General features: G+C 46.4%; 31 protein-coding genes and 1 pseudogene. 15 read left to right on the forward strand and 17 right to left on the reverse strand.

From position 1 onward, the window contains the following. Nucleotides 1–77: 77 nt before the first annotated feature. The 4 genes from tolB to tolQ are packed head-to-tail and all read right to left on the reverse strand — an operon-like array spanning nucleotide 78 to nucleotide 3,335. The gene (gene tolB / locus CP950_RS07010) at nucleotides 78–1,382 is read right to left on the reverse strand and encodes a Tol-Pal system beta propeller repeat protein TolB (protein WP_096673690.1); all 1,305 of its coding nucleotides are present in this window, start codon (nucleotides 1,380–1,382) and stop codon (nucleotides 78–80) included. Nucleotides 1,383–1,392: 10 nt separating this feature from the next. Continuing rightward, complete coding sequence (locus CP950_RS07015) at nucleotides 1,393–2,229, reverse strand: energy transducer TonB (RefSeq protein WP_096673692.1); 837 nt, start codon at nucleotides 2,227–2,229, stop codon at nucleotides 1,393–1,395. 27 nt (nucleotides 2,230–2,256) lie between these two features. Then, the gene (gene tolR, locus CP950_RS07020; RefSeq protein WP_096673694.1) at nucleotides 2,257–2,676 is read right to left on the reverse strand and encodes a protein TolR; all 420 of its coding nucleotides are present in this window, start codon (nucleotides 2,674–2,676) and stop codon (nucleotides 2,257–2,259) included. Nucleotides 2,677–2,678: 2 nt separating this feature from the next. After that, nucleotides 2,679–3,335, reverse strand: coding sequence for a protein TolQ (gene tolQ, locus CP950_RS07025; protein ID WP_096673696.1), 657 nt, complete (start codon nucleotides 3,333–3,335; stop codon nucleotides 2,679–2,681). A 64-nt stretch (nucleotides 3,336–3,399) separates the two neighbouring features. Here tolQ and glyA point away from each other — a divergent pair, with 64 nt between their 5' ends. Both glyA and nrdR read left to right on the forward strand, forming a co-directional pair. Next, nucleotides 3,400–4,644, forward strand: coding sequence for a serine hydroxymethyltransferase (glyA, locus tag CP950_RS07030; protein WP_096673699.1), 1,245 nt, complete (start codon nucleotides 3,400–3,402; stop codon nucleotides 4,642–4,644). Nucleotides 4,645–4,671: 27 nt separating this feature from the next. After that, the gene (nrdR, locus tag CP950_RS07035) at nucleotides 4,672–5,118 is read left to right on the forward strand and encodes a transcriptional regulator NrdR (protein WP_096673702.1); all 447 of its coding nucleotides are present in this window, start codon (nucleotides 4,672–4,674) and stop codon (nucleotides 5,116–5,118) included. 10 nt (nucleotides 5,119–5,128) lie between these two features. On the opposite strand, the gene CP950_RS07040 is transcribed toward nrdR, so the two are convergent. From CP950_RS07040 to CP950_RS07070, 7 genes are all read right to left on the reverse strand, one after another. Beyond that, nucleotides 5,129–6,358 carry a dicarboxylate/amino acid:cation symporter gene (locus CP950_RS07040; RefSeq protein WP_096673704.1) on the reverse strand — a complete coding sequence of 410 codons (1,230 nt, stop codon included), beginning with the start codon at nucleotides 6,356–6,358 and terminating at the stop codon, nucleotides 5,129–5,131. A 142-nt stretch (nucleotides 6,359–6,500) separates the two neighbouring features. Next, on the reverse strand, nucleotides 6,501–7,166 hold the full coding sequence (gene adk / locus CP950_RS07045; RefSeq protein ID WP_096673707.1) for an adenylate kinase: 666 nt from the start codon (nucleotides 7,164–7,166) through the stop codon (nucleotides 6,501–6,503). Between the two features lie 102 nt (nucleotides 7,167–7,268). Next, complete coding sequence (kdsB, locus tag CP950_RS07050; protein ID WP_096673710.1) at nucleotides 7,269–8,027, reverse strand: 3-deoxy-manno-octulosonate cytidylyltransferase; 759 nt, start codon at nucleotides 8,025–8,027, stop codon at nucleotides 7,269–7,271. 5 nt (nucleotides 8,028–8,032) lie between these two features. Beyond that, nucleotides 8,033–8,212 (reverse strand): Trm112 family protein, encoded by a 180-nt coding sequence (locus tag CP950_RS07055; protein ID WP_096673713.1) that lies wholly within the window; start codon nucleotides 8,210–8,212, stop codon nucleotides 8,033–8,035. Between the two features lie 34 nt (nucleotides 8,213–8,246). Beyond that, nucleotides 8,247–9,314, reverse strand: coding sequence for a tetraacyldisaccharide 4'-kinase (gene lpxK / locus CP950_RS07060; RefSeq protein ID WP_096673716.1), 1,068 nt, complete (start codon nucleotides 9,312–9,314; stop codon nucleotides 8,247–8,249). A gap of 11 nt (nucleotides 9,315–9,325) precedes the next feature. Beyond that, nucleotides 9,326–9,784: an ExbD/TolR family protein gene (locus CP950_RS07065; protein WP_096673719.1), complete on the reverse strand. Its 459-nt coding sequence runs from the start codon at nucleotides 9,782–9,784 to the stop codon at nucleotides 9,326–9,328. After that, nucleotides 9,781–10,422, reverse strand: coding sequence for a MotA/TolQ/ExbB proton channel family protein (locus CP950_RS07070; RefSeq protein ID WP_096673722.1), 642 nt, complete (start codon nucleotides 10,420–10,422; stop codon nucleotides 9,781–9,783). Before CP950_RS07070 ends, CP950_RS07065 begins: the two co-directional genes overlap by 4 nt. 313 nt (nucleotides 10,423–10,735) lie before the next feature. Between CP950_RS07070 and xseA the strand changes: the two genes are divergently transcribed. Continuing rightward, the gene (gene xseA, locus CP950_RS07075; RefSeq protein WP_096673725.1) at nucleotides 10,736–11,965 is read left to right on the forward strand and encodes an exodeoxyribonuclease VII large subunit; all 1,230 of its coding nucleotides are present in this window, start codon (nucleotides 10,736–10,738) and stop codon (nucleotides 11,963–11,965) included. On the opposite strand, the pseudogene CP950_RS10150 reads toward xseA, so the two are convergent. The 4 genes and pseudogenes from CP950_RS10150 to murB all read right to left on the reverse strand — a co-directional run. Next, nucleotides 11,966–12,136: pseudogene (locus tag CP950_RS10150) on the reverse strand (type II toxin-antitoxin system HigB family toxin); the annotation flags it as partial. A gap of 18 nt (nucleotides 12,137–12,154) precedes the next feature. Next, complete coding sequence (locus CP950_RS07085; protein ID WP_096673730.1) at nucleotides 12,155–12,535, reverse strand: PIN domain-containing protein; 381 nt, start codon at nucleotides 12,533–12,535, stop codon at nucleotides 12,155–12,157. Further along, nucleotides 12,535–12,732, reverse strand: a complete 198-nt coding sequence (locus tag CP950_RS07090) for a type II toxin-antitoxin system VapB family antitoxin (protein WP_096673907.1) — start codon at nucleotides 12,730–12,732, stop codon at nucleotides 12,535–12,537. Before CP950_RS07090 ends, CP950_RS07085 begins: the two co-directional genes overlap by 1 nt. A 91-nt stretch (nucleotides 12,733–12,823) precedes the next feature. Then, complete coding sequence (gene murB / locus CP950_RS07095; RefSeq protein WP_096673732.1) at nucleotides 12,824–13,864, reverse strand: UDP-N-acetylmuramate dehydrogenase; 1,041 nt, start codon at nucleotides 13,862–13,864, stop codon at nucleotides 12,824–12,826. Nucleotides 13,865–13,904: 40 nt separating this feature from the next. Here murB and CP950_RS07100 point away from each other — a divergent pair, with 40 nt between their 5' ends. The 11 genes from CP950_RS07100 (at nucleotide 13,905) to CP950_RS07150 (ending at nucleotide 19,264) form a co-directional block, all read left to right on the forward strand. After that, entirely contained in the window at nucleotides 13,905–14,390 is a 486-nt protein-coding gene (locus CP950_RS07100; protein ID WP_096673734.1) for a YajQ family cyclic di-GMP-binding protein, read from the forward strand. An 81-nt stretch (nucleotides 14,391–14,471) separates the two neighbouring features. Next, the gene (locus tag CP950_RS07105; RefSeq protein ID WP_096673736.1) at nucleotides 14,472–14,771 is read left to right on the forward strand and encodes a BrnT family toxin; all 300 of its coding nucleotides are present in this window, start codon (nucleotides 14,472–14,474) and stop codon (nucleotides 14,769–14,771) included. After that, nucleotides 14,758–15,033: a BrnA antitoxin family protein gene (locus CP950_RS07110; RefSeq protein ID WP_096673738.1), complete on the forward strand. Its 276-nt coding sequence runs from the start codon at nucleotides 14,758–14,760 to the stop codon at nucleotides 15,031–15,033. The genes CP950_RS07105 and CP950_RS07110 overlap by 14 nt, the downstream gene beginning before the upstream one ends. Nucleotides 15,034–15,037: 4 nt before the next feature. Then, on the forward strand, nucleotides 15,038–15,955 hold the full coding sequence (gene xerD, locus CP950_RS07115; RefSeq protein ID WP_096673741.1) for a site-specific tyrosine recombinase XerD: 918 nt from the start codon (nucleotides 15,038–15,040) through the stop codon (nucleotides 15,953–15,955). Between the two features lie 43 nt (nucleotides 15,956–15,998). Continuing rightward, a complete protein-coding gene (plsY, locus tag CP950_RS07120; RefSeq protein WP_096673744.1) occupies nucleotides 15,999–16,634 on the forward strand; it encodes a glycerol-3-phosphate 1-O-acyltransferase PlsY in 636 nt (211 codons plus the stop codon). After that, on the forward strand, nucleotides 16,631–17,002 hold the full coding sequence (locus CP950_RS07125) for an MAPEG family protein (protein WP_096673748.1): 372 nt from the start codon (nucleotides 16,631–16,633) through the stop codon (nucleotides 17,000–17,002). Before plsY ends, CP950_RS07125 begins: the two co-directional genes overlap by 4 nt. 83 nt (nucleotides 17,003–17,085) lie before the next feature. Then, nucleotides 17,086–17,337, forward strand: a complete 252-nt coding sequence (locus tag CP950_RS07130; protein ID WP_096673751.1) for an antitoxin — start codon at nucleotides 17,086–17,088, stop codon at nucleotides 17,335–17,337. A 1-nt stretch (nucleotide 17,338) separates the two neighbouring features. Then, on the forward strand, nucleotides 17,339–17,746 hold the full coding sequence (locus CP950_RS07135; protein ID WP_096673754.1) for a type II toxin-antitoxin system VapC family toxin: 408 nt from the start codon (nucleotides 17,339–17,341) through the stop codon (nucleotides 17,744–17,746). Between the two features lie 40 nt (nucleotides 17,747–17,786). Next, entirely contained in the window at nucleotides 17,787–18,575 is a 789-nt protein-coding gene (gene folE, locus CP950_RS07140; protein ID WP_096673757.1) for a GTP cyclohydrolase I, read from the forward strand. A gap of 14 nt (nucleotides 18,576–18,589) precedes the next feature. Beyond that, a complete protein-coding gene (locus CP950_RS07145; RefSeq protein WP_096673760.1) occupies nucleotides 18,590–18,805 on the forward strand; it encodes a hypothetical protein in 216 nt (71 codons plus the stop codon). A gap of 147 nt (nucleotides 18,806–18,952) precedes the next feature. Further along, nucleotides 18,953–19,264: a high-potential iron-sulfur protein gene (locus CP950_RS07150; protein WP_096673762.1), complete on the forward strand. Its 312-nt coding sequence runs from the start codon at nucleotides 18,953–18,955 to the stop codon at nucleotides 19,262–19,264. Between the two features lie 157 nt (nucleotides 19,265–19,421). On the opposite strand, the gene CP950_RS09965 is transcribed toward CP950_RS07150, so the two are convergent. Together CP950_RS09965 and CP950_RS07160 are read right to left on the reverse strand one after the other, a co-directional pair. Further along, nucleotides 19,422–19,562: a hypothetical protein gene (locus CP950_RS09965; protein WP_165766421.1), complete on the reverse strand. Its 141-nt coding sequence runs from the start codon at nucleotides 19,560–19,562 to the stop codon at nucleotides 19,422–19,424. 84 nt (nucleotides 19,563–19,646) lie between these two features. Next, nucleotides 19,647–21,539, reverse strand: coding sequence for an acyltransferase family protein (locus CP950_RS07160; protein ID WP_096673768.1), 1,893 nt, complete (start codon nucleotides 21,537–21,539; stop codon nucleotides 19,647–19,649). 265 nt (nucleotides 21,540–21,804) lie between these two features. Between CP950_RS07160 and CP950_RS07165 the strand changes: the two genes are divergently transcribed. Next, complete coding sequence (locus tag CP950_RS07165) at nucleotides 21,805–22,500, forward strand: glycosyltransferase family 25 protein (protein WP_272867612.1); 696 nt, start codon at nucleotides 21,805–21,807, stop codon at nucleotides 22,498–22,500. The last annotated feature ends 2 nt before the right edge of the window (nucleotides 22,501–22,502 follow it).

Below are 22,502 nucleotides of genomic sequence, written 5' to 3' on the forward strand. Positions count from 1 at the left end.
CATCATTATGCCCCCGCACGCAGTAAAAGTGGTTAATTCAAAGTAGCGGGCAGGGGCTTTCCGAGGCGTATGGGGTATTAATCCATAAATGGTCCCCAGGATGGCTGACGTACATCAGATCCTGGAATGCTTAACACCTGCTTCGAATTTCCATCGACTGAAACGGCTGCCAATACCCGCTTGCCGCCCACCTTAGTTGAATAAAGTACATAACGGCCGTTTGCCGCAAAGGAGGGGGATTCATCACTACTGCCGTCAGTTAAAGCCCTGGATTCTCCGGTAGCCAAGTTAAGAATATAGAGACGGAATGCGCCACCAAGGTTGGCAATGTAGGCCAAGTACTTACCATCTGGTGAAATTCGCGGCGAGGTTACAAAGCCTTGTTTAAACGTAACGCGCTTAGCGCCGTCAGCTTGCTCACCCTCTGCGCTCATGCGATAGATTTGGGGATTGCCACCCCGATCGCTAGTGAAATAAATATATCGTCCGTCTGGTGAATATTGTGGTTCCGTATCAATCGTATTACCGCGAGTTAAGCGTTGCAGGCCAGTACCGTCCGCATTGATGCTGTAAATTTGCGTGTTGCCATCCTTCGATAGAGAGATGGCTAATTTTTTTCCGTCTGCAGACCAAGCTGGCGCACTGTTATTACCCTTTTGGTTAGAAAGTGAAATACGTCGACCTGTAGCTAACTCGTGAACATAAATCACTGGCTTACGATCTTCAAATGAAACGTAAGCTACTTTTTTGCCGTCTGGTGACCATGATGGAGAAATCACAGGTTCCCCACTACTCAATGCATTACGCATGTTTTGACCATCTGCATCTGAAATCACGAGGCGATATCGTTTCCCTTCTTTCACCACATAAGAAAGGCGAGTAGAGAAGATACCGCGCTCACCGAGTAATTTGAAAATAATGTCATCAGAAATTTTATGGGCTACCGCGCGCAAATTATCTGCGCTGGAGTTGAGATTGAGGCCACCCAAGCTTTGTGACTTCCGAATATCGAACAGTTTGTAACGAATCTCAAACTGGTTGTTTGTTGTTTGAACAACAGAACCTACTACCAGAGCATCTGCACCGCGAGCCGCCCAGGATTTAAAGTTAGGCGTGCCTTCATCGCTTTCGCTGGCGTTACCATTTTCCGTGTTTTTAAAGTAGCCGCTGTGCGCTAAGTCTTGACGAATGATTTCGGTAATGTTGACGGGGAGTTTGTTTTCGTCCTTAAAGCGCATTACAGCAATCGGATAAAGCGCTTGACCAACCCCGGTAATTTCAATACTCATTTGCGCAAAGCTAGGACCGCTAAATACGCAAGCAGTCAGCGCGGTAATGAGCACTAGGGTTTTGAGAACTGAGCGTGAGATCAATGTGGTCATGGTGTTTAATTTACTTGGGTTTGAGTTTAAGTTCAGGAGTGAGTGTCGGGAATTGACCATTGTCATCCTTGGGTAAAGTTTGTGTTGCTTCAATTGCGCTTAAGACTGCCTGATCCCAATTGGCATCACCGCTGCTCGACGTCATTACTTTAGTCAGAATAGCGCCATCCGGGGCAAGCTTTACTTGAATCACCGTTTGTTTATTGCCCTTAAAGGTATCAGCATTAAACGTAATATTGGCGCGTACCTTCTTAATCACTTTATCGCTCCAACCTGGAGGCGCATTACCACCACCGCCCACACCGCTGCCGACGGTACCTCCAGTGCCCCCATCGTTTGCTGCCAAACCACGCAAACTAGCAATATTCGCAGCGCGTCTTTTATCGGCTTCAGCTTCGGCTTTAATTTGAGCTGGAGTTAGAGCGGGCTTAGGAGTTTCCTTCGGAGCCTCTGCTTTTTTAGGGGTTTCCTTTGGCACGATCTTGGGCACTTCTTTGGGGGGGATTACTTTGACTGGAGGTGTGGGTTTTATTACCTCTTTGGCCGCTACTTTTTTAGGCGGCTCAGGTGCTACCACTTTTTTCTTCACGGCAATGTCAGCAGCCTCTTCCTTGAATGCAGATTTGAGTTCTGGTGCAGGAGGAGGAATTTCCGCTGGCGGTGTCGCATCCCACAGTTCTACTTCAACCCCTGCAGGTGTACTAGTTTTCCAATTGATGCCGATGACTAAAAACGCAATCAAGCCTAAATGAACGAATAAGGACAAACTAAAAGCGCGCTTGGTACTCTCGCTTTTGCTGAGGCGACCGCGTGAGAATTCTAGGGATAAATTAGGCGCGGTATTCATAAGCAAAGGTTGTGATGCAATAGTGAATTATTGGCTTTTCACTGCCAGACCAACCCGCTTCACACCATTTTCTTTAAGCTTTGACATCACCGTCATGACAACTTCATACTTGATCGACTTGTCAGCAGCCAACACTACTGGCTGATCTGCGGATTTCTCCGCTTGTGATCGCGCAAAAGCACCTAGCTCGAAAGTATTCAGCGTCTGTGTTGGTTCACCGTCTTTACGCACGATAATTTTTTCATCGGCATCAATGGTTAAAAAAACAGGGGGTAAGGCCTGTACTTTTGCCCCACCAACCGTTGGCAAATTGACCACTCCAGGGTTGACCATGGGGGCTGTGACCATGAAGATTACTAACAGCACCAGCATGACGTCGATATAAGGCACCACATTAATGTCGGCCATGGCTCGACGCTTAGTTGATCGCTTGAGTGAACCCGCCATGATTATTTACCGGCAACTTGGCGTTGCAAGATGTTGGTGAACTCTTCTATAAAGGTTTCAAAACGAATTGCGAGGCGATCTACTTCAGTAGTAGTGCGGTTATAAGCCACCACGGCAGGAATAGCGGCAAATAAGCCAATAGCTGTAGCAACTAAAGCCTCTGCAATGCCTGGTGCAACTGCTGAAAGGGTGGCGTTTTGTACGTTGGCAAGTCCACGGAAGGAATGCATGATGCCCCACACGGTACCAAAAAGACCAATATAAGGGGAAACTGAGCCAACGGAAGCTAAAAAGGGCAGATTGGCTTCCAGCAGATCCATTTCTCGTTGATAGGTGGCTTTCATGGCGCGTCGGGCTGCGTCGATTTCACGCACTTTCATGAACTCTTGCATGCCGGCCTCAAAAATATGCTCCAAGACGGCATCACTGCGGGTATTGCGTTGCGCAGACTCCAGCAAGGTGTGCAGGTCGCCGCCAGACCAAAAATCACGCTCAAAGCGCTCAGTGTCTTTTCTGACGCCACTCAAAATGGCCGTTTTCTTGAAGATGATGGTCCAAGAAGCGAGAGACATACCCAGTAATAACAACATTACCAGCTGTACTAATAGGCTTGCATTCAGGACGAGAGAGAGAAATGAGAGGTCTTCTGTAGGATTCATGAGGGATTTTGTATGATGTAGGTAGATTTTACTTAAGCAAGACAACTACATTAGGATTATCACCATGTTTGACCGTCAAAAGACCTTAGCCAAAACCGACCCAGAGTTATGGGCTTCCATTGTGCAGGAAAATCAACGTCAAGAAGACCATATTGAGCTGATTGCCTCCGAAAACTATACTTCTCCAGCCGTTATGGAGGCGCAAGGCTCGCAGTTAACCAATAAGTATGCAGAAGGGTATCCAGGCAAGCGTTATTACGGTGGCTGCGAGTTTGTGGACGTTGCTGAACGATTAGCCATTGAGCGTGTTAAGGAATTGTTTGGGGCCGAAGCAGCTAATGTCCAACCTCACTGTGGGGCTTCTGCTAATCAAGCCGTTTTCTTGGCATTCTTAAAGCCAGGCGATACCTTTATGGGAATGAGCTTGGCTGAGGGCGGACACCTTACTCACGGCATGGCTTTGAATATGAGTGGTAAATGGTTTAACCCAATTGCTTATGGCCTGGATGAAAATGAAGTGATTGATTACGAGCAAATGGAGCGCTTAGCTCGTGAGCACAAGCCTAAGTTGATCATTGCTGGTGCATCCGCCTATTCCTTGCAGATCGATTTTGAGCGCATCGGTAAATTGTGTAAAGAAATCGGTGCCATTTTTATGGTGGACATGGCGCACTATGCTGGCTTGATTGCTGCTGGCGTGTATCCCAATCCTGTTCCGCATGCAGACGTAGTGACCTCGACAACGCACAAAGGTTTGCGTGGTCCACGCGGTGGAATTATTTTAATGAAGGCAGAGCACGAGAAAGCAATTAATTCTGCCGTCTTTCCTGGTCTGCAAGGCGGCCCATTAATGCATGTGATTGCTGGTAAGGCAACAGCCTTTAAAGAGGCGCTGGAGCCCGGCTTTAAGGATTACCAAACACAGGTGATCGCTAACGCAAAAGCATTAGCTGAAACCTTGATTGATCGGGGTCTGCGCATCGTCTCTGGCAAAACCGAGTCACACGTCATGCTGGTAGATTTACGCGCTAAGAAGATGACTGGTAAAGAGGCTGAGCGTGTATTAGGCGAAGCGCATATTACCTGCAACAAGAACGGCATTCCGAACGATCCAGAAAAAGCAATGGTGACCAGCGGCATTCGTTTGGGATCACCGGCGATGACTACAAGAGGTTTTAAAGAGGCTGAGGCAAGGCAAGTAGGGCATTTTATTGCTGATGTTTTAGATAATCCGAACGATGCTGAGAATATTGCTAAGGTACGCGCTCAGGTGCATGAGCTGACCAAACGTTTTCCAGTCTACGGTTAATTGATATAAGACTAACGAGAGCCTCTATTGCGTTGCCCTTTCTGTCATAACGACGATACCCAGGTACTCGATACCCGGGTATCGGATGAGGGCGATACCATTCGTCGACGTCGACGCTGCGCTAAGTGCGACAAGCGCTTTACAACCTACGAACGCGTCGAATTAGCACTCCCATCTATTGTTAAAAAGAATGGCAGCCGCGTGGATTACAGCCACGATAAGTTGGCAAGCTCAATCAAGCTAGCGCTGCGTAAACGACCTGTGTCTGCGGATTCAGTCGATGAATCGATTGCCCGCATTGAAGAAAAGCTCTTAAGCCTAGGCGAGAAAGAAGTACCGAGTGAGCGCGTCGGCGAATTGGTGATGCGCGAACTCAAGCGTTTAGACAAAGTTGCTTATATTCGCTTCGCCTCTGTTTACAGAAGCTTTGCTGATATTGAATCCTTTGAGAGCGCGCTCAAAGAGCTCAAATAGATTTCAGCGCTTAAGTCTTTAGCTCACCTTCCCATTTGCTGACCACTGCAGTAGCCAAGGCATTCCCTAAGACGTTGGTTGCGGAGCGCGCCATATCTAAAAAGTGATCTACACCTAAGATTAATAAAATTCCCGCTTCAGGCAAATTGAATTGCGAGAGGGTGGCGGCGATAACTACCAAAGAGGCACGCGGCACGCCGGCGATACCCTTCGAGGTGATCATCAAAACGAGCAGCATGAGGAGTTGCTGCGCAATGGACATTTCAATACCGTATACCTGCGCGATAAAGAGTGCTGCAAAAGTACAGTACATCATCGAGCCATCCAAATTAAATGAATAGCCTACTGGCAACACAAAAGAGGCAATCTTATTGGAGCAGCCAAAACGTTCGAGTTGCTCCAAGGTTTTAGGATAGGCTGCCTCTGAACTCGCAGTGGAGAAGGCCAGCAAGATAGGTTGGCGTAGCAAGGACACTAAATGGAAAACTCGCTTTTTCAAGACGACCGAACTAATGAGGATGATTACCAGCCATAGCATCAAAATAGCGGCATAAAAGCTGAGCATGAACTTGCCATAGGTCATAAGTATGCCAAGTCCGTTTTGAGCGATAGCGGCGGACACTGCAGCAAATACAGCAAAGGGCGCGAACTTCATGACTGCGGTGGTGATTTTCAACATGATGTGGGACAGCATGTCGAGGTTTCTTAAAAACTCCTCAGCGCGTGAGCCCATACCGGCTGCGGCGACACCAAAAAAGACGGAAAAGACTACGATTTGCAAAATCTCATTTTTAGACATGGCATCGAGGATGCTAGTCGGAAAAATATGCCTGACAAAATCAACCAGATTAAGACTGTTTTTGTTGAGTCCAGTTGAGGCGGTTAGCTCTGGCAAGGTGAGATTGAGGCCGCTACCCGGTTGCAATAAGTTCACCATGACTAGCCCTAAAAGTAGGGATATCAATGACATGGAGATGAACCAAGAAAATGTTTTTAAGCCCACGCGACCAATCGTGGAGGCATCGCCCATGCGTGCAATGCCGACGGCCAACGTTGAAAAGACTAACGGTGCAATGATCATCTTGATGAGACGCAAAAATACATCTGTCAAAATAGAAATGTAAGTCACATACTCTGTTGCAAATCCAGAGTCTCCACTGATGGAGTGAATGCCAATACCGGTTAGGATGCCCAGTACCATTGCGCCGACAATAAATTTTGTGAGATTGTTAGATGTCATAGAGTGTGCTTTTATCTTCAGTAAATCATACCTGCAAATAAAGACAGAAGCGGTTTTTGGAGCAGACTAATTCAAGGACAATTCAATAAAAAAAACCTGCACACTTCGCTAGTGAGCAGGCTTTAATTCAGCGAGTGGTAACTTATTTGAGTTCTTCTAAGATCGCACTGGTAATGCCTTCAACACTTCCGGTGCCACTGACCTTGCGATAGGCGGGTGCCTCGACTTTGTCGGTGGGGACGCCATGGGTTGCCCAGCTTGAATAATATTCAATGAGTGGGCGCGTTTGTTCGTTATAGACTTGCAAACGTTTGCGTACGGTGTCTTCTTTGTCATCGTCACGCTGAATTAAATCTTCACCAGTGACGTCATCTTTGCCAGCTACCTTAGGCGGATTAAATTTAACGTGATAAGTACGTCCGGAAGCAGGATGCACACGGCGACCACTCATACGCTCAATAATGGCATCAAATGGCACGTCGATTTCTAGAACGAAATCAATTGGGACGGCAGCATCACGCATAGCTTGCGCTTGCGGAATCGTTCTTGGAAAACCATCGAACAAGTACCCTTTATTGCAATCTGGATGGGTTAGGCGTTCTTTAACGAGGCCGATAATAATTTCATCGGAAACAAGTGCGCCAGAGTCCATAATCTTTTTCGCCGCAATACCTAGCTCCGTGCCTGCTTTGACAGCGGCGCGCAGCATATCCCCAGTGGAAATCTGTGGAATCGCAAACTTTTCGCAAATATATTGGGCTTGTGTGCCTTTACCAGCACCCGGTGCACCGAGCAGAATTAACCGCATTGTTATCCCCTTAGAAGACTGTCCATTTTCCCGTATTTTTTCGGGATCTCTTAAATTGCATTCCTAGGATTATCCCCGAGAAGGGATGTGAAGCCCGATTACTTAATCATTGGCTAAAATTTGCCGCACCCTTTCCAAGTCCTCAGGGGTATCAACCCCAGCCGGCGGGGCGTTAGAGGTGGTGTGCACTGCAATACGATAGCCATTCCAAAGCGCCCTCAGTTGTTCGAGCGCCTCTGCCTTTTCGGGGGGAGCCACTTCAAGCCCGGCATAAGTCCGCAGAAAATCCGTACGGTAGGCGTAAATACCCAAATGACGCAGGTAAGTGACGGCGGCTCCAGCGCCTAGGTCACGTGCAAACGGGATGGCCGCTCTAGAAAAATAAAGGGCCTCCCCTAAATGATTTAAAACCACCTTGACTACATTTGGGTTGTTAATTTCTAGTATTTCAGTAATGGGCACTGCTACCGTAGAAATGGCGCAAGTGGGGCTGTCGGCTAAGGTTTGGGCAACCTGATTAATAAGTTCGGGTGGGATTAAAGGCTCGTCCCCTTGGACATTCACTATCAGGGTGTTGGCAGGCAATTGCAATTGCTCGGCAACCTCGGCAATGCGATCGGTACCAGTAGGGTGATCTGCGCGGGTAAGGGCGCAGTCAATATGATGCGCAACACATGCCGCCTGAATTTCTTCAGAATCAGTGGCAACGAGCACCTGCTTGGCTGAGGAGAGTTTCGCGCGCTCTGCAACATGAACAATCATTGGCTTACCGCCAATATCTGCTAGTGGCTTTCTTGGGAGGCGCGTAGATCCTAGCCTAGCAGGAATTACAACTAAAAAATCGGGCAACTGATGACTCACAGAGCTTAACGAATTTCTTCGGCAGTCAGAGTGCGGGCTTCATCAATCAACATCACTGGTATGTCATTTTGAATGGGATAAGCCAAACGATCCAAATTACAAATCAGCTCTTGTTTATCTTCAGCCAATTGCAATGATCCTTTGCACAAGGGGCAGACTAATATTTCGAGTAAACGCTTGTCCATGTTGTTCCGTGATGAGGGGCTATTAAAAATAAATTTATTGAGATGGTTGATGTGGATCTGGTCTTGCCAAAATCGCTTGCATCCATTGGCTTAATGTATCAGGTATTGCTAGAGTCATGGGGACAACCCAAATGCGTTCGTCTTGAATGTGAGCGCATTTGACGGCGTCTTTTTCAGTAATCAAAATACATTCGGCGTTGATAGAGTCAAAAAAGCTGGCGTGAAAAGTGCTGTGATCAGGTAGCGCAATACCGCTGGCGCAAATCCCCTGAGTCTGCAAATCATCAAAAAACCGCTGCGGGTTACCAATTGCGGCAACTGCAGTCATCTTAGCGGGCAGGTATTGCGTGGCAATGTCTGCTAGGGATAGGGTGGTGTGCGGATGATGAAGTTGAAAGGCAGCCCCCAACTGACTAGTTAAGTTAAAGGCACGTTGGCCTAAAAAATATCCGTCGGGATAGACTTCAGCTTTCTGCGACCCCATGATTAAGGTCGCATCGCGCTCCCGAGTGGCAGGCTCGCGCAAGGGGCCGGCAGGAAGTAAAAAAGAATTGCCCTCGCCGCGCGCATCGCGCACGACAAACTCGATATCCCGCCCACCCTCCCGCGCCGGCCAGCGACTCAGTCCAGCATGCTGCAAACCATCATCACTTACTATGACATTGACTTCGGGATTCTGTTTCAACAGGGCAGCAATACTTTGGCTGCGTTGCGGAAATACCCAGATAGGAAAGTTGTCGTGAGTGAGCTTAGCAATTAAGACGGGTTCGTCGCCTACAAGAGCGGGATCAGAATCACTGCGCACTTGCAGAGGGATGATTTGGGTCTTGGCGCCGTAACCGCGACTGATGATTCCGGGCTTCCAGCCTAATTGGGCTAACTGCTGTGCAACGGCGATCACGATCGGCGTTTTCCCAGTACCACCCACACGAATATTACCCACGATGATGACGGGCACGGAGACGGGTTTTCCAACCCAAAGGCCCAAGTCTTGGAACAGTTTACGTATCTGCAGTACCGCGCTATAAATAAGGGATAGAGGCCAAAGAATGAAACTGATCGGGCCACGTTTTTCCCAGAATGCCGGTGCTTTACGAAACATGAATATCTGAACTATTTTTTGGTTTGACTACTAAACACAATATTCGATAAATTCGCATCACGTGCAGCCTCTAGTGCGCCCATGACCGCCTGATGAGGGGCGCGGGCATCCGCATCGATGTTGATTTGCATAGAGGCATTATTACTCCGATTGCTTGATGTGAGCTCAAGCAGTGCCGGAGTTAATTGGATGCGGTCTGTGATCTTGCCATTCAGCGCGTAACGTCCATCGCGACTCACTGCAATATGAATTTGCTTTTGCTCGGTTTGAATGTCAGAACCATTGGCATTCGGTAGGGTGATGGCTAATTCTTGATAGCGTGTGAAGGTGGTGGAGATCATCAAGAAAATCAAGACCACCAAGAGGACATCAATAAAGGGGATGAGATTGATTTCTGGTTCAACTGGGGCGGGCATGGCGCCCAAGGAGAATCTTCTTCTGGAGTGAAGATTGTGCTCAATCCAATTCATGTTGGGTTGGCCGATTGTGGGTAGAGCTTTTTAAATAACTGGCGCGTGAATTCCTCGCACTCATGGCGGCGTTGGTTCGCCATGGCTCGCAATCCTCGCCAAGCCACCAATGCAGGAATAGCAATCATGAGGCCAAATGCCGTGTTGTATAAAGCTACCGAAATTCCATGGGCTAATTGCTGTGGGCTGCCTACAGCGCCATTGATGGCTCCTTGACTACCGAAGATCTCAATCATGCCCACTACCGTGCCGAATAAGCCTAGCAAGGGGGCAACCGTGGCAATTGTGGCCAAGGCAGCCAAATAGCGATCCAGTTTGATCCAGGTCGTCAAAGCGGTCGCCTGAAGCTCTTCTAGGGCATCGGCGGCATTGCTACCATTTGCCTTTTCATGAAGGGCGCAGGCAAAAAGCGGCCCAACAGGAAATAGCTGACCAATAGCCGTAATTTCTTCGTTGGAAACCATTTTTTGCTGCGAAAGGAGGTTGGCGATTCCAAAGGTGGTTTCAAGGCTATTTTTGGGAAAAATATGAATTTGCCGTAAAAACCAAAGACGCTCTAAAACGATTGCTAAGCCGATAATAGAGATGAGCAACAAGGGCCAAATGGGCCAACCGGCAGATAGTAAGATGGTGTACATAAGGTCAACACTTTAGCTGAATTGAAAACCCGCTTTACGAAAGTCTACCTGTGGATAAGTCTGTGCAGAACTTTTAGAAAGCGGGCTTGTAAGTGATTGATTTACCGTAAAAGTGCTTTTTTTAAGGGTAATTTAGATTTCCAAGCGGAATTATTTAATTAGCATTATCAAGGACTTATAATTGGAGTGTTGGATTTATCGGACGTTTAGGGTCAGTAATTACTTACATCGAACCGTTTCCACAAAGGCAAAGGCTTGCCTGTGGATAGTTATCTCCCGCAAACCCTGATGCCCCTGTAAAAAAAGAGAAAAAATGTCGGAAATATCAAGGGAAGTACTGAGTGTTGGCGATCTAAACCGCGCCATTGCAGCCTCTTTGGAGGCGCGCTTCGATAGCATCTGGGTTAGCGGGGAGATATCGAACTTCAAGGCTTATGACAGCGGGCACTGGTACTTTTCTTTAAAGGATGAGGAAGGTCAGATTCGCTGCGTGATGTTCCGTGGTCGCAATGGGCAGGTAGGTTTTATGCCCCAATCGGGTGATTTAGTGGAGGTGAGTGCTAGTTTGGGTCTTTATGTCCCCAGAGGCGATATTCAGCTCACCATTCAAACGCTCAGGCGTGCCGGTATGGGAGGGCTCTATGAGGCTTTTCTCAAGCTGAAAGCTAAGCTTGCTAAAGAAGGTCTTTTTGATGTGGAGCGTAAACGGGACATCCCAACTCATCCTAGAGCGATTGGCATTGTTACCTCACCACAGGCTGCTGCCTTAAAAGACGTTCTGAGTACGCTAGCGAGGAGGGCGCCGCACATTCCGATTGTGATCTATCCCACTCTTGTTCAAGGTCCTGATGCGCCGGCCGGAATTATTGCTGCGCTCAATGCTGCGCAACAAGAAAAAGCAGTTGATGTCATCTTGCTAGTTCGAGGGGGAGGTAGCATTGAAGATCTGTGGGCATTTAATGATGAGCAATTAGCCTATGCCATTGCTGCATGCGCCATTCCGGTGGTCAGTGGCGTTGGACATGAAACCGATATCACCATTGCGGATTTTGTGGCTGATCTGCGTGCACCAACTCCAACAGGTGCGGCGGAACTCGCGGCACCACGTAAAGATCAGATGCTGCAAGAGTTAGCGGCTATTCAGCAGGCCCTATTGCAAAGAGTGAACCAACGTGTAGAGCGTGAAGCGCAAACTTTAGATCAGTTAGCATTGCGTTTAAGTCATGCACTGCCTAACCCTGAGCGGATGCGCGAGCAAATCTCAGCTTGGCAACAGCGTTTAATACAGGCTTGGTCTGTAAGGGTAGACAGTTGGCAACGCAATCAAAAGCACTATCAGTCGCAACTGGAGATGCTTAACCCGCAGCGCACACTAGAGCGCGGTTATGCAGTCATCTTAGGTAAAGCAGGGCACTCGATGCAGGCCGTGCGGGATCCCAAGCAACTCAATACCAAAGAGGCATTTGAGGTGCGTTTGGCTAAAGGACAGATTGAGGTTGAATTCTCGAAAATTAAACAGAACCCTGAAACCCAGTCAATTTAATTAATGGACCCTTTTAAAGAAGGCGCCAGCAGAAATCTTGTCACACTCTTGATGAGTCAGAGCCGCTTTTATGTAACAAGTTTGCCTATCAAACTGAAGGTAAATAGTCAGTCGATACTTGTTCACGCAAATATTAAAAACGTATAAATCCCGTACTTTGTCTGCCGAAGAAAATACTCGTTTGAAACCTTAGTGCAGTTTTGGGCAATACATCACCTCAAAACTTTCGGCTATCGACGAGAGATGTTTATCGAGTGTCCAAAGCTCTGCACCAGGAGTGATTAGTGTGGATGCCAACAAAATCATATCTACAATTCCACATCCTTGACCATACAGCTTCTCTCGCTCGATGAAGTCCATAACCTCGGGCAAGCTTGGTAGCTGCGGTTGCTGCAGCGCTGCTAAGTCGGATAAGGTGCTCTGACGTGCCGGCGGGGTGCCGCATCCAATCTCCGCCATCACCATGGGATGAACAAGAACGCTGTCGTAGTCCAGTAGATCAATCAGCCCCTGATTACTGTTGCGGAAATGGCTAACCCATACTGAAGTATCTACTAGAACGCCACTCATTAAGCAGCACCACGCCGCCGCGGAATACCAACCATTTTAGGTGTGGATCCACCCAAGGCAGTTAAGCGCTGAGATGCGCGAATCCGGATGAAGGTCTTCACCGCCTCCCTGAACAGATCAGCCTTGTCCATAGAGGGGTCGGCTACCTCTAAAGCTTTTTCATACAAGGCATCTTCAATTGTTACGGTGGTTCGCATAGTGGACACCATTGGCATCAAATAAAACATCATTTTACATCAAATATATCATCATAGGCAATAGGTTTATTAGGGGCTACAGAGCACTTTTTTACAAAATGTTTGGCTCAATAGTCAAGTGAACGCCAAAGGTGTCATGTACTTTGTCCTGAATAGTTTTAGCTATATTCATGATGTCTTGTGCAGTCCCATTGCCGTAATGAACGATCACCAAGGCTTGGTGTTTGTAGACCCCCACTGGTCCAAGGGTCAGCCCCTTAAACCCGCAATGATCAATGAGCCAGCCAGCGCCTAGCTTACGTTTTCCAGGGGTAGCCGGATAAGAAATGATTTCTGGAAACTGTTTAATCAGCGATTCATAGTGAGCTATGTCAATCAAGGGATTTTGGAAAAAACTCCCTGCGTTGCCAATCACTTTGGGGTCAGGTAACTTTTGGTTGCGAATCTGACAGACGGCTGCAAAAATAGCTTTTGGTGTGGGCGCGGCAGTCGCGTCAGAAAATTGCTTGGTTAAGTCAGCATAGGAAATGCGAGCAGACCATGCTTTAGGTATTTGAAGAATTACCCGAGTCACAATAAATCGATTGGGATACTGCTTAAAGAGACTATCGCGATAGGCGAACTGACATTCATCTCGAGTGAGGGTGACAAAAGCATGGGCTTCGGAATCAAAGGCTTCAATGCTGTCAATATATTCACCAATTTCCACACCATAGGCTCCAATATTTTGGATGGGCGCGGCACCGACAGTGCCCGGGATTAAGGCAAGATTTTCGAGCCCAGGCAGCCCTTGATCTAGCGTCCAGGTTACAAAGGTGTGCCAATTTTCACCAGCGCCTACCGAAACGAATGTACTCTTTTCATCTACATTCTCAATGGCTTGACCAGTGATATTCATTAAGAGCGTGGCACCTAGAAGGTGGGTAGGCAAGATGACATTGCTACCTCCGCCTAAGACCCGCCAAGAGATTGCTTGCTCCTTAAGCGCCTGTAGTAAAGGCGGAATCTGCTCTGCTGTAGTGATCTCATAGGCAAACTCCGCACGAGAATCAAGCCCAAAGGTATTCCGATCCTTGAGGGCTTTGTTTGGGGTCAATTTTGCTGGTGGCGACCCATTTTTTTTGGAGTTCATGACACAATCTTATATGACGGAAACTATTTAAGGAGTTTTGATGCCCTCATTTGACGTGGTTTGCGAACCAGACATGATTGAATTAAAGAATGCGATTGAGCAGTCCAATAAAGAAATTACCAATCGCTTTGATTTCAAGGGATCCGATAGTCGCGTTGAGCAAAAAGACGAAACCCTGATCCTATTTGGCGACGATGACTTTAAATTAGGTCAAGTACGTGACGTGCTGTTTAGCAAAATGGCTAAACGAAACGTGGACATCCGCTATCTTAAAGACGACAAAAAAGAAACCATCGGTAGTGATAAGCGTAAGCAAACGATGAAGATTCAAAAAGGCATCACTACAGAGCTAGCCAAGAAAGTCGTGCGCATTATTAAAGACAGTAAGGTTAAGGTGCAGGCGAGTATTCAGGGGGATGCAGTAAGGGTTACGGGTGCAAAACGTGATGACTTACAAGAAACCATGGCACTGCTCAAAAAGGAAGTATCTGAAGCGCCTTTGGGTTTTAATAACTTTCGAGATTAGATGTACAGCTAGATTGACTAAAAATATTAGATAAATACTGTTTCATAAACATGGTCTTGTATATTATAGTAATATACAAAAATGGTTGATTTAAAATTAATTGTTGGGTTCGACTGGGACTCTGGAAATGCTTATAAGAGCCATGATAAGCATGGGGTTTCTCAGGGGGAGGCAGAGGAGATTTTCTTTAATCAGCCTTTGTTGATAGTTTCGGATAAAAAACATAGCGAAGAGGAGTTGAGGTTTCTCGCCTTGGGTTCAACGAGGTTAGCGCGGTGTCTCTCCATCATTTTTACCCTACGAAATCAGGGCAAGTTAATTAGAATAGTTTCGGCAAGGCCTATGAGCAAAAAAGAAAGGGCGTTTTATGAAAAAGCCTAATAAATTGTTAATCCCTACCTTTAAAAGCGAAAAAGAAGAGCGCATTTTTTGGGAAGAAAATGATGCTTCTGACTACTTCGATTTGACGAAGGTTGAGCGAGTGACAATGCCAAACTTAAAGCCAAGCACATCGTCAATATCCTTGCGTTTGCCTCAAAGTTTTTTAGAGGGAGTTAAATTGCAAGCCAATAAGATAGATGTTCCCTATCAGTCTTTGATGAAAATTTGGCTAGCCGAAAAGTTGGAAGAAGCAACAAAATAACTCTGTGACTAAAACCGAGATCCATCAAGCTAGCGAAGAGGCAATCGAACGGTTTTGTGATGCCTGCTGGCTTGAAGATGGGCTAGCAAAAAATAGTTTGTCTGCCTACAGACGTGATTTATTGTTATTGGCTCAATGGCTTTATCGAGATTCAGGTCTTGATCTTTACGGCGTGACTGAAAAAGATCTGACTGCCTACATTGCTTCTCGTCGTGCTGACAAGGCCACTACAGCAAATCGCCGCCTCACCGTATTTAAGCGCTTCTATCGCCATGCCTTGCGCATGAATTTGGTCAAGCACGACCCTTGCATCGGACTGCGCGCCGCCAAGCAGGCAATGCGTTTCCCAAAGACTTTGAGTGAGGAGCAAATTACCGCTTTACTCGGCGCTCCAAATGTGGAGACTGCCTTGGGCTTGCGAGATCGCACCATGCTGGAGTTGATGTATGCCAGCGGTCTGCGCGTCTCGGAGATTGTCTCCCTAAAGACTGTTGCACTAGGTTTAAACGAAGGCGTTGTCAGAATTGTGAATGGCAAAGGCGGTAAAGAACGGCTAGTGCCTTTCGGTGGCGAGGCGGGTCAGTGGTTGAGGCGCTATCTTGCTGAGGCCAGAACATCCTTGCTCGAGGGTAAAACTAGTGATGCCGTATTTGTGGGTCGTCATACTGGCACGGGACTGACACGTCAGGCCTTTTGGGCGCTGATTAAGCGTTACGCGACGATTGCTAATATTGCTGTAGCCCTTTCCCCCCACACATTGCGCCATGCCTTTGCAACCCATTTGCTCAATCATGGTGCCGATTTAAGAGTGGTGCAACTCTTGTTGGGGCATGCGGATATCTCCACAACGCAAATTTATACCCATGTTGCACGAGAGCGCCTCAAATCCATTCACCAGCAACACCATCCCCGTGGGTCTTAGAGGGCTTTGCATCCATTACACGATAAGTGTTTAAGATAACGCCATGAATTTCTATTTAGCCCTGCTTCTTATCCCTGCCGCTTACCTGATTGGTTCTATCTCATTTGCGGTGGTAGTGAGTCAATGCATGAGCCTGCCTGATCCGCATTCTTATGGTTCTGGCAATCCTGGTGCCACCAATGTATTGCGTACCGGCAATAAACTTGCGGCGGGCTTAACGCTGCTGGGGGATGGCCTCAAGGGGTATATCGCCGTAGCATTAGTGAAGATCATTTTGACTAATGCTGCCGTCAGCCCGGCAGAAACTGCGTGGCTTCTCTGTGGCGTGGTGGTGGCAGTATTTTTGGGGCATCTCTTTCCGATCTTTCATCGCTTTAAAGGCGGCAAAGGGGTTGCTACCGCTTGCGGTATTTTGTTCGGCATTAACCTCATATTGGGCTTAGCTTGTCTAAGTACCTGGATCATCGTGGCCGTGTTTTTGCGCTATTCCTCACTAGCGGCTTTAGCTACCGCAGTCTTTGCCCCCATTTACTTTGTATTCTTATTTGGCTTTCAACCCTTGAGCCTGGCCCTAGTGATTTTGTGCGTGCTTTTACTGTGGCGACATCGTAGCAATATCCGTAATTTACTCAATGGCAGCGAATCCCGTATCGGATCAAAAAAGAAAGTCTCTTCATGACAATTGCCTATGCTTGTGTGTTGTTTATGGGATTGTTTCCCTATGTCGCTACCGGAATCGCAAAGAAGGGCTTTGATGGCTATGACAATGCCATGCCAAGGCAGTGGCTGGCAAAGCAAACGGGGTTTAGGGCTAGAGCAAATGCCGCGCAAGCCAATCTTTTTGAGTCTTTACCTTTCTTTTATGCTGCTGTCATCATTGCCTCTCTTGCAAAAGCCCCTCAAGAGCGCTTAGATCTTCTCGCCGCATGCTTTGTGCTTGCACGTGTGATTTATCTCATTTGCTATGTTGCCAACTGGTCTAACACAAGGTCGATTGCTTGGTTTGCTGGCATCGTTTGTGTGGTGGCGATTTTTTGCCAAATCTAAGGTTTCTTTAGTTTGTTCATGGTAAATAATGCCAATGTAATATATCATTGCTATATTACATCTCATGCCCCACTGGAGGTCTAATGAGCGACATTGCTAAATTATTTATGAGTGGTCGAAGCCAGGCCATTCGTTTGCCAGCCAAATTGCGGTTTCAGACAAGTCAGGTCCGCATTGAACAAGTGGGCAATGCCTTATGGGTTGTCCCGGATGAGCCCCAAGAGCAAAATTTGGGCAAATGGCTGAGCCATTTTTATCTGCAAAATGAATCCTTACCAGATGATTTTTTAAGTAATCGCAACGATCTACCTGCGCAAGAAAGAGACTGGGATTGATTTGAGCAAAAAGCAGAAAACATTTGACACGAATATTTGTAGCTATGTGCTCCGAAAGCATCCTCAAAATATGCTGGAGCGCTTTGCGAAGCTTGATCGGGACGAGGTATGGCTATCGGCAATCGTTGCGGCTGAATTGCGCTTTGGTGTCGCGAAACTAGCTGTCCCCAAATTTAGCGGTGTGGTCGAGTCGTGGTTAGCTGGTTTTGAAATTCGGCCTTGGCCAGTAAAGGCCGCCCATCACTATGCGCAAACCCGCAATCAATTGGAGAGGATAGGTCGTCCTATTGGCGGCATGGATTTAATGATCGCAGCACACGTGCAATCAGAAGACAGTATTCTCATCACTAACAATGCCAAAGAGTTTCTCCGAGTACCGGATCTCATCGTAGAAGAATGGCAGATTTAGTTTTATGCAATCTACCCGAATTTATTTTTAAAGAAAAAGTATGTCTAATAAAAAAAGCCTCACCCCTAAAGTAGCAACTAAGAAAGCTGCTCCAATTAAAAAGCCGGTAAAAACTAGCCCAATTAAGCAAGTATCTAGTCCAGAAAACGAGACGGGCACTCCCTTATCCGTCATTATCCGTCGCCGTATTGAGGCAAAAAAAGCCCGTTTCCATGCTAACGACAATATCTCTGCTTTTATTAAACCGGGTGAAGTAGACCTGTTGATCGAAGAAGTAGCAGAAAAAATGCAGGCAGTTTTAGAGAGCTTGGTGATTGATACCGTGAGTGATCACAATACCCAAAATACCAGCCGCCGAGTGGCAAAGATGTACCTTAAGGAAGTGTTTAATGGGCGCTATACCGAACAGCCGGCCTTAACGAAGTTCCCAAATATCAGTCAGCTCAATGAGTTAATGATCATCGGGCCAATCACCGTTCGCAGTGCCTGCTCTCATCATTTCTGCCCCATCATGGGCCGTATTTGGATTGGTGTTTTGCCAAGCAAAGAATCCGCTCTCATTGGCTTATCTAAGTATTCACGTTTGACCGAGTGGGTAATGTGTCGTCCGCAGATCCAAGAAGAGGCGGTGGTGGAATTAGCCGATATGCTCGAGAAAAAGATTAAACCAATTGGGGTGGCCATCGTCATGGATGCAGATCACTTTTGCATGCAATGGCGTGGCGTTAAAGATCGTGACTCCAAAATGGTCAACAGCGTAATGCGGGGCGCCTTCTTAAAGGATCCCAATTTGCGCCGCGAATTTCTGTCCTTGCTTGATAAAAGATAAGCATCGTCATCAGTATGCGATCAGCCTTAAACGCTTTTATTGGCCTATCTTTAGTGGGGATCATGTTTGGCTGCTCCAGCTATCCTGACGTCAATCAAGACCCCGCTAAGAACAATCTACAAACCTTTCAGCGAGACGCTGTTGATTGCGCGCAATCCTATCCAGAGTCGGGATCGGGAGCTCATGTGAAGGAGCGCATTAGCTGTATGAACCTCAAGGGCTGGCATTAGCCTGACGGGTAATTAACAATTGAGAATAATTCTCAACTAAATTATTAATAGAATCAGACACTTATACGATTGATGGTGGCGCAATTTCTTCTGTTCTATGATCGGATCAGTTGCAGTTTCTGTTCCCATCTACTCTCTGGAGATCGTATGAAAAATAGTCGTCGCCAATTTATGATTTTGTCCGCTGCTGGTGCCTGTACTTTGGCTTTGAACGGCACAGCTCAAGCTCAAGCTATGGTTGCTGAGACCGATCCTCAGGCTGTTGCTTTGGGTTACAAGGCTGATGCCTCTAAAGTAGATAAAGCCAAATTTCCTAAGTATGCTGCTGGACAGCTTTGTGGTAACTGTGCACTGTATCAAGGCGCTGCTGGTTCTGCAGCTGGTGGTTGTGCAATATTTGCTGGTAAGCAGGTGGCTAGCAAAGGCTGGTGCTCTGCTTATGCCAAGAAAGCAGCTTAATACAGTCTTAACAGGCTATGAATGATAATGCCGCTCATATTGAGCGGCATTTTTTATGCTTCGAAAGCAATAAAGAGCAAGGAAGGCTGTTAAATAAAGTGGGCGTCAAAGTCATTACTGCCTTTCTAACCCTTCTAAAAAACACCTGCCTAACTATTTACTTTGCTTTGGAGGCTGCAATAGAGGCAATGCAATCCTGAATGCTGTAATTCTGATACTTGCCTGCGTTTTCCTTTTTCAAGGATTGAGCGCACTCAGCGACAGAGTTGCGAACATGAATTTTTGGGGGGTTGCTCATAAGGTGAATTCTCCTAAAGTTATTTACTGGGGCCGGAGGCCAGCCCCTTATCTTATTCTAATCAGTTCCGTAGTTTAACTGACCTCACTTTGGGTTAAAACGCTCTACAACATAGTTTGAGGTGTAAGTGGTTAAGTGCCCCCCATCAAAGCTAGATAGCTTATCAGCCGTATCGCCAAATCTAGTAATACATCCCTCAGGATTACACAATATATCTACTATGGATAAGTAGTGAACCCCTAATTTCTGAGCTAACTGCCTCATTTCAGGTTCAATTTGGAAAAAGTTTTGTTTAAGCCCAAATTTCATTCGATACGGCACCTGATAATTGTCACCCTCTTGGCTTCGATTGAATGCGTAATGCAAATAAAGTTGCTTGTAGAGGGTATCTTTCCATTGTGGGGCAGGACCTACCAAGGTGATTTTTGTGTATCCGTTTTCCTGAAGTAATGAAATTGTTTTTGAAACATCCATCCAATTGGGATAGTCCGTCCAATTGGCAGCCAAAATTAATTGTGCGGGACGCTCCTTTAGTACTCGGGCAAAGTTGATTTCAGCCCATTGAGGGCAGTTTTTTCGATTTGATAATTCGGTATTAAAAAGCGCAGGACACCCGCTTCCAAGCTCAACTATTTCAAACTTTTGGCCAAACTGCTCCTTATATCCGGCTACGAGATGACCTGCGTAGGAGTCACCCCATAAAAAAATTGCAGGGCGATTAGTTTCGATCGCTTTACTTTTTGCGATTGCAATAGGTTCGGCTGGTTTTTCTGGATTTATGCTCAAGGCCAATAATTCTGGCGGTAATCTAAATTGCAAATGCTTTAGTCTAAATACATAGCCATCACGATGGTAAGTATTGAACCCTTGATAGCCAATGAAAATCATAAGAATTAACAAAATGATAGATTTAACACCTTTGTGCGCCCCAAAGCGAATCGGCCTTTCAATTAGGTAATAAGTGCAGGCGGCCAAAGCAACCGATAGGGCTACAGTAATAAGGCGTATTAAGATAGATTCAGCCTCTCCGTGAAGAATATATTCGAATGAGAGCAGGGGCCAATGCCATAAGTAAAGTGGGTAGCTAATCAATCCAATCCACACGAGCACTTTTTGCTTCAGTATTAAGCGGTTGCAAAGTGCATTTGGACCCGCAGCAATTAAAGCTGCGCTACCAAGGGCGGGCATAAGAGCCCAAAATCCAGGAAAAGCGTTAAATCTACTAATAACAATTGCGCAGATGATAATGAGGCTCAACCCAACTATGGAAAGCCAGTCACACTTACGTAAAGACATGCTTTCTAATTGTTTATTGTGGGCAAAGTAGGCCAAAATTGCACCTATCATTAGCTCCCAAAAACGCGCTTGAGGTAAGTAAAAAGCGGCGGCTGGATTTGAATTTGTAAATACGATAAAGATATTGATCGCAAAGGTTAAAAGTGCGATTGCAATAGCAGTTTTTAGGACTGATATCTTCCACCTTAAACATAGTCCCACAAGAAATGGCCAAATTAAGTAGAACTGCTCTTCGATTCCGAGTGACCACAAATGTAGTAGCGGCTTGGCGTCTGACGATCGATCAAAGTAACCACTTTCGTTCCATAAAACCCAATTAGAAATAAAACCTGCCCCTGAAGAAATATGCTTACCAAGTAACTTAAATTCATCGGCCAGTAAATTGAACCACCCAAATGCATAGCAGCTAAGCATTACTACAATAAGTGCTGGAAAAATTCGATTGATACGGTGTATGTAAAAGCGGGTAATGCTAAATTTTTCTTGAGCATATTCTTGAAAAAGAATGCGCGATATTAGGTAGCCAGAAATAACAAAGAAAACATCAACCCCAATGAAGCCACCAGTCAGAAAATCAGGGAAGGCATGAAAAATGACTACCAAGCTAACTGCTATAGCCCGTAGACCATCGATATCCGGTCTATAGGCTAGTTTTTTATCATCTATTGCTACTGCGGTCATTTTGGTGCCTTTGGCATGTACTGGAGTTCCTTCAAATTGTGTGTAGCATTAAACGCTCACTTTGCTTGATAATTTACCTCAGATACTTTTTTATCAGCAGCTACAAAGCTTAGCCTGCCCTAAGCTGTTTGTTAAGCTGGGGTTACGTTGGCCGTAAAGCCTTTTGTATGACACTAAAATGTATAGCGTGTGTTTTAAGGTAGTTCAACGAAATTAACCCATTTACATCAAGAGCGAAGCCCCTTTGAGAAATTTACAGACCCTAGTGATATCCATGTTGCGATCTCCAGACCGCCGTGCGCGTGCGTCTGAGGAACTGGAGAAAACGAGCTTAGACTGGCGGTTTTTAGATGGCGTTGATGGCCAGCTTTTGGTATTTCCAATACCCGAATACGATGCCAAGAAAGTAGAAAAACTACTTGGCCACCCACTCACGCTGGGCGAGATTGGCGTTTTTTTGTCGCATAAAGCAGCTTGGCAGTCTTGCGTGGATCAAAATAAGCCAACCTTGATCTTGGAGGATGACTTTATTTTATTGCCGCAATTTGAGAAAACGATTGATGCTTTGCTGAGCTATCCAAGCGACTGGGATATGTTCAGATTGCAAGGCTTAAAGAGCGCAGATCATATTCTGCTGCAAAAGCTTGGTGATCTCTCAGTGGTTTATAACAAAAGCGATGCATTGGGCCTCACTGCCTCGCTGGTACATCCACGGGCGGCACAAAAATTACTCAATTATTCTCAAAAAATATATGAGCCAGTAGATCATTTTATGGAGCATCGAGCTAGACATGGTCTTCAATTCTTAGCAGTTAACCCTTATCCATGTGAAATTTCACAGGCACCCACCACAATTGATCACCCCGATCGCCAGCCCATACGCGGGGGTCAGAAAATCAAACGCTCAGTTTGGCGCTGGCTTGATCGCAAATTTAGTCAAGATCCCTGGTTTCCTCGCTAAGG

The organism is Polynucleobacter meluiroseus (assembly GCF_900205755.1).
GTDB lineage: Bacteria > Pseudomonadota > Gammaproteobacteria > Burkholderiales > Burkholderiaceae > Polynucleobacter > Polynucleobacter meluiroseus.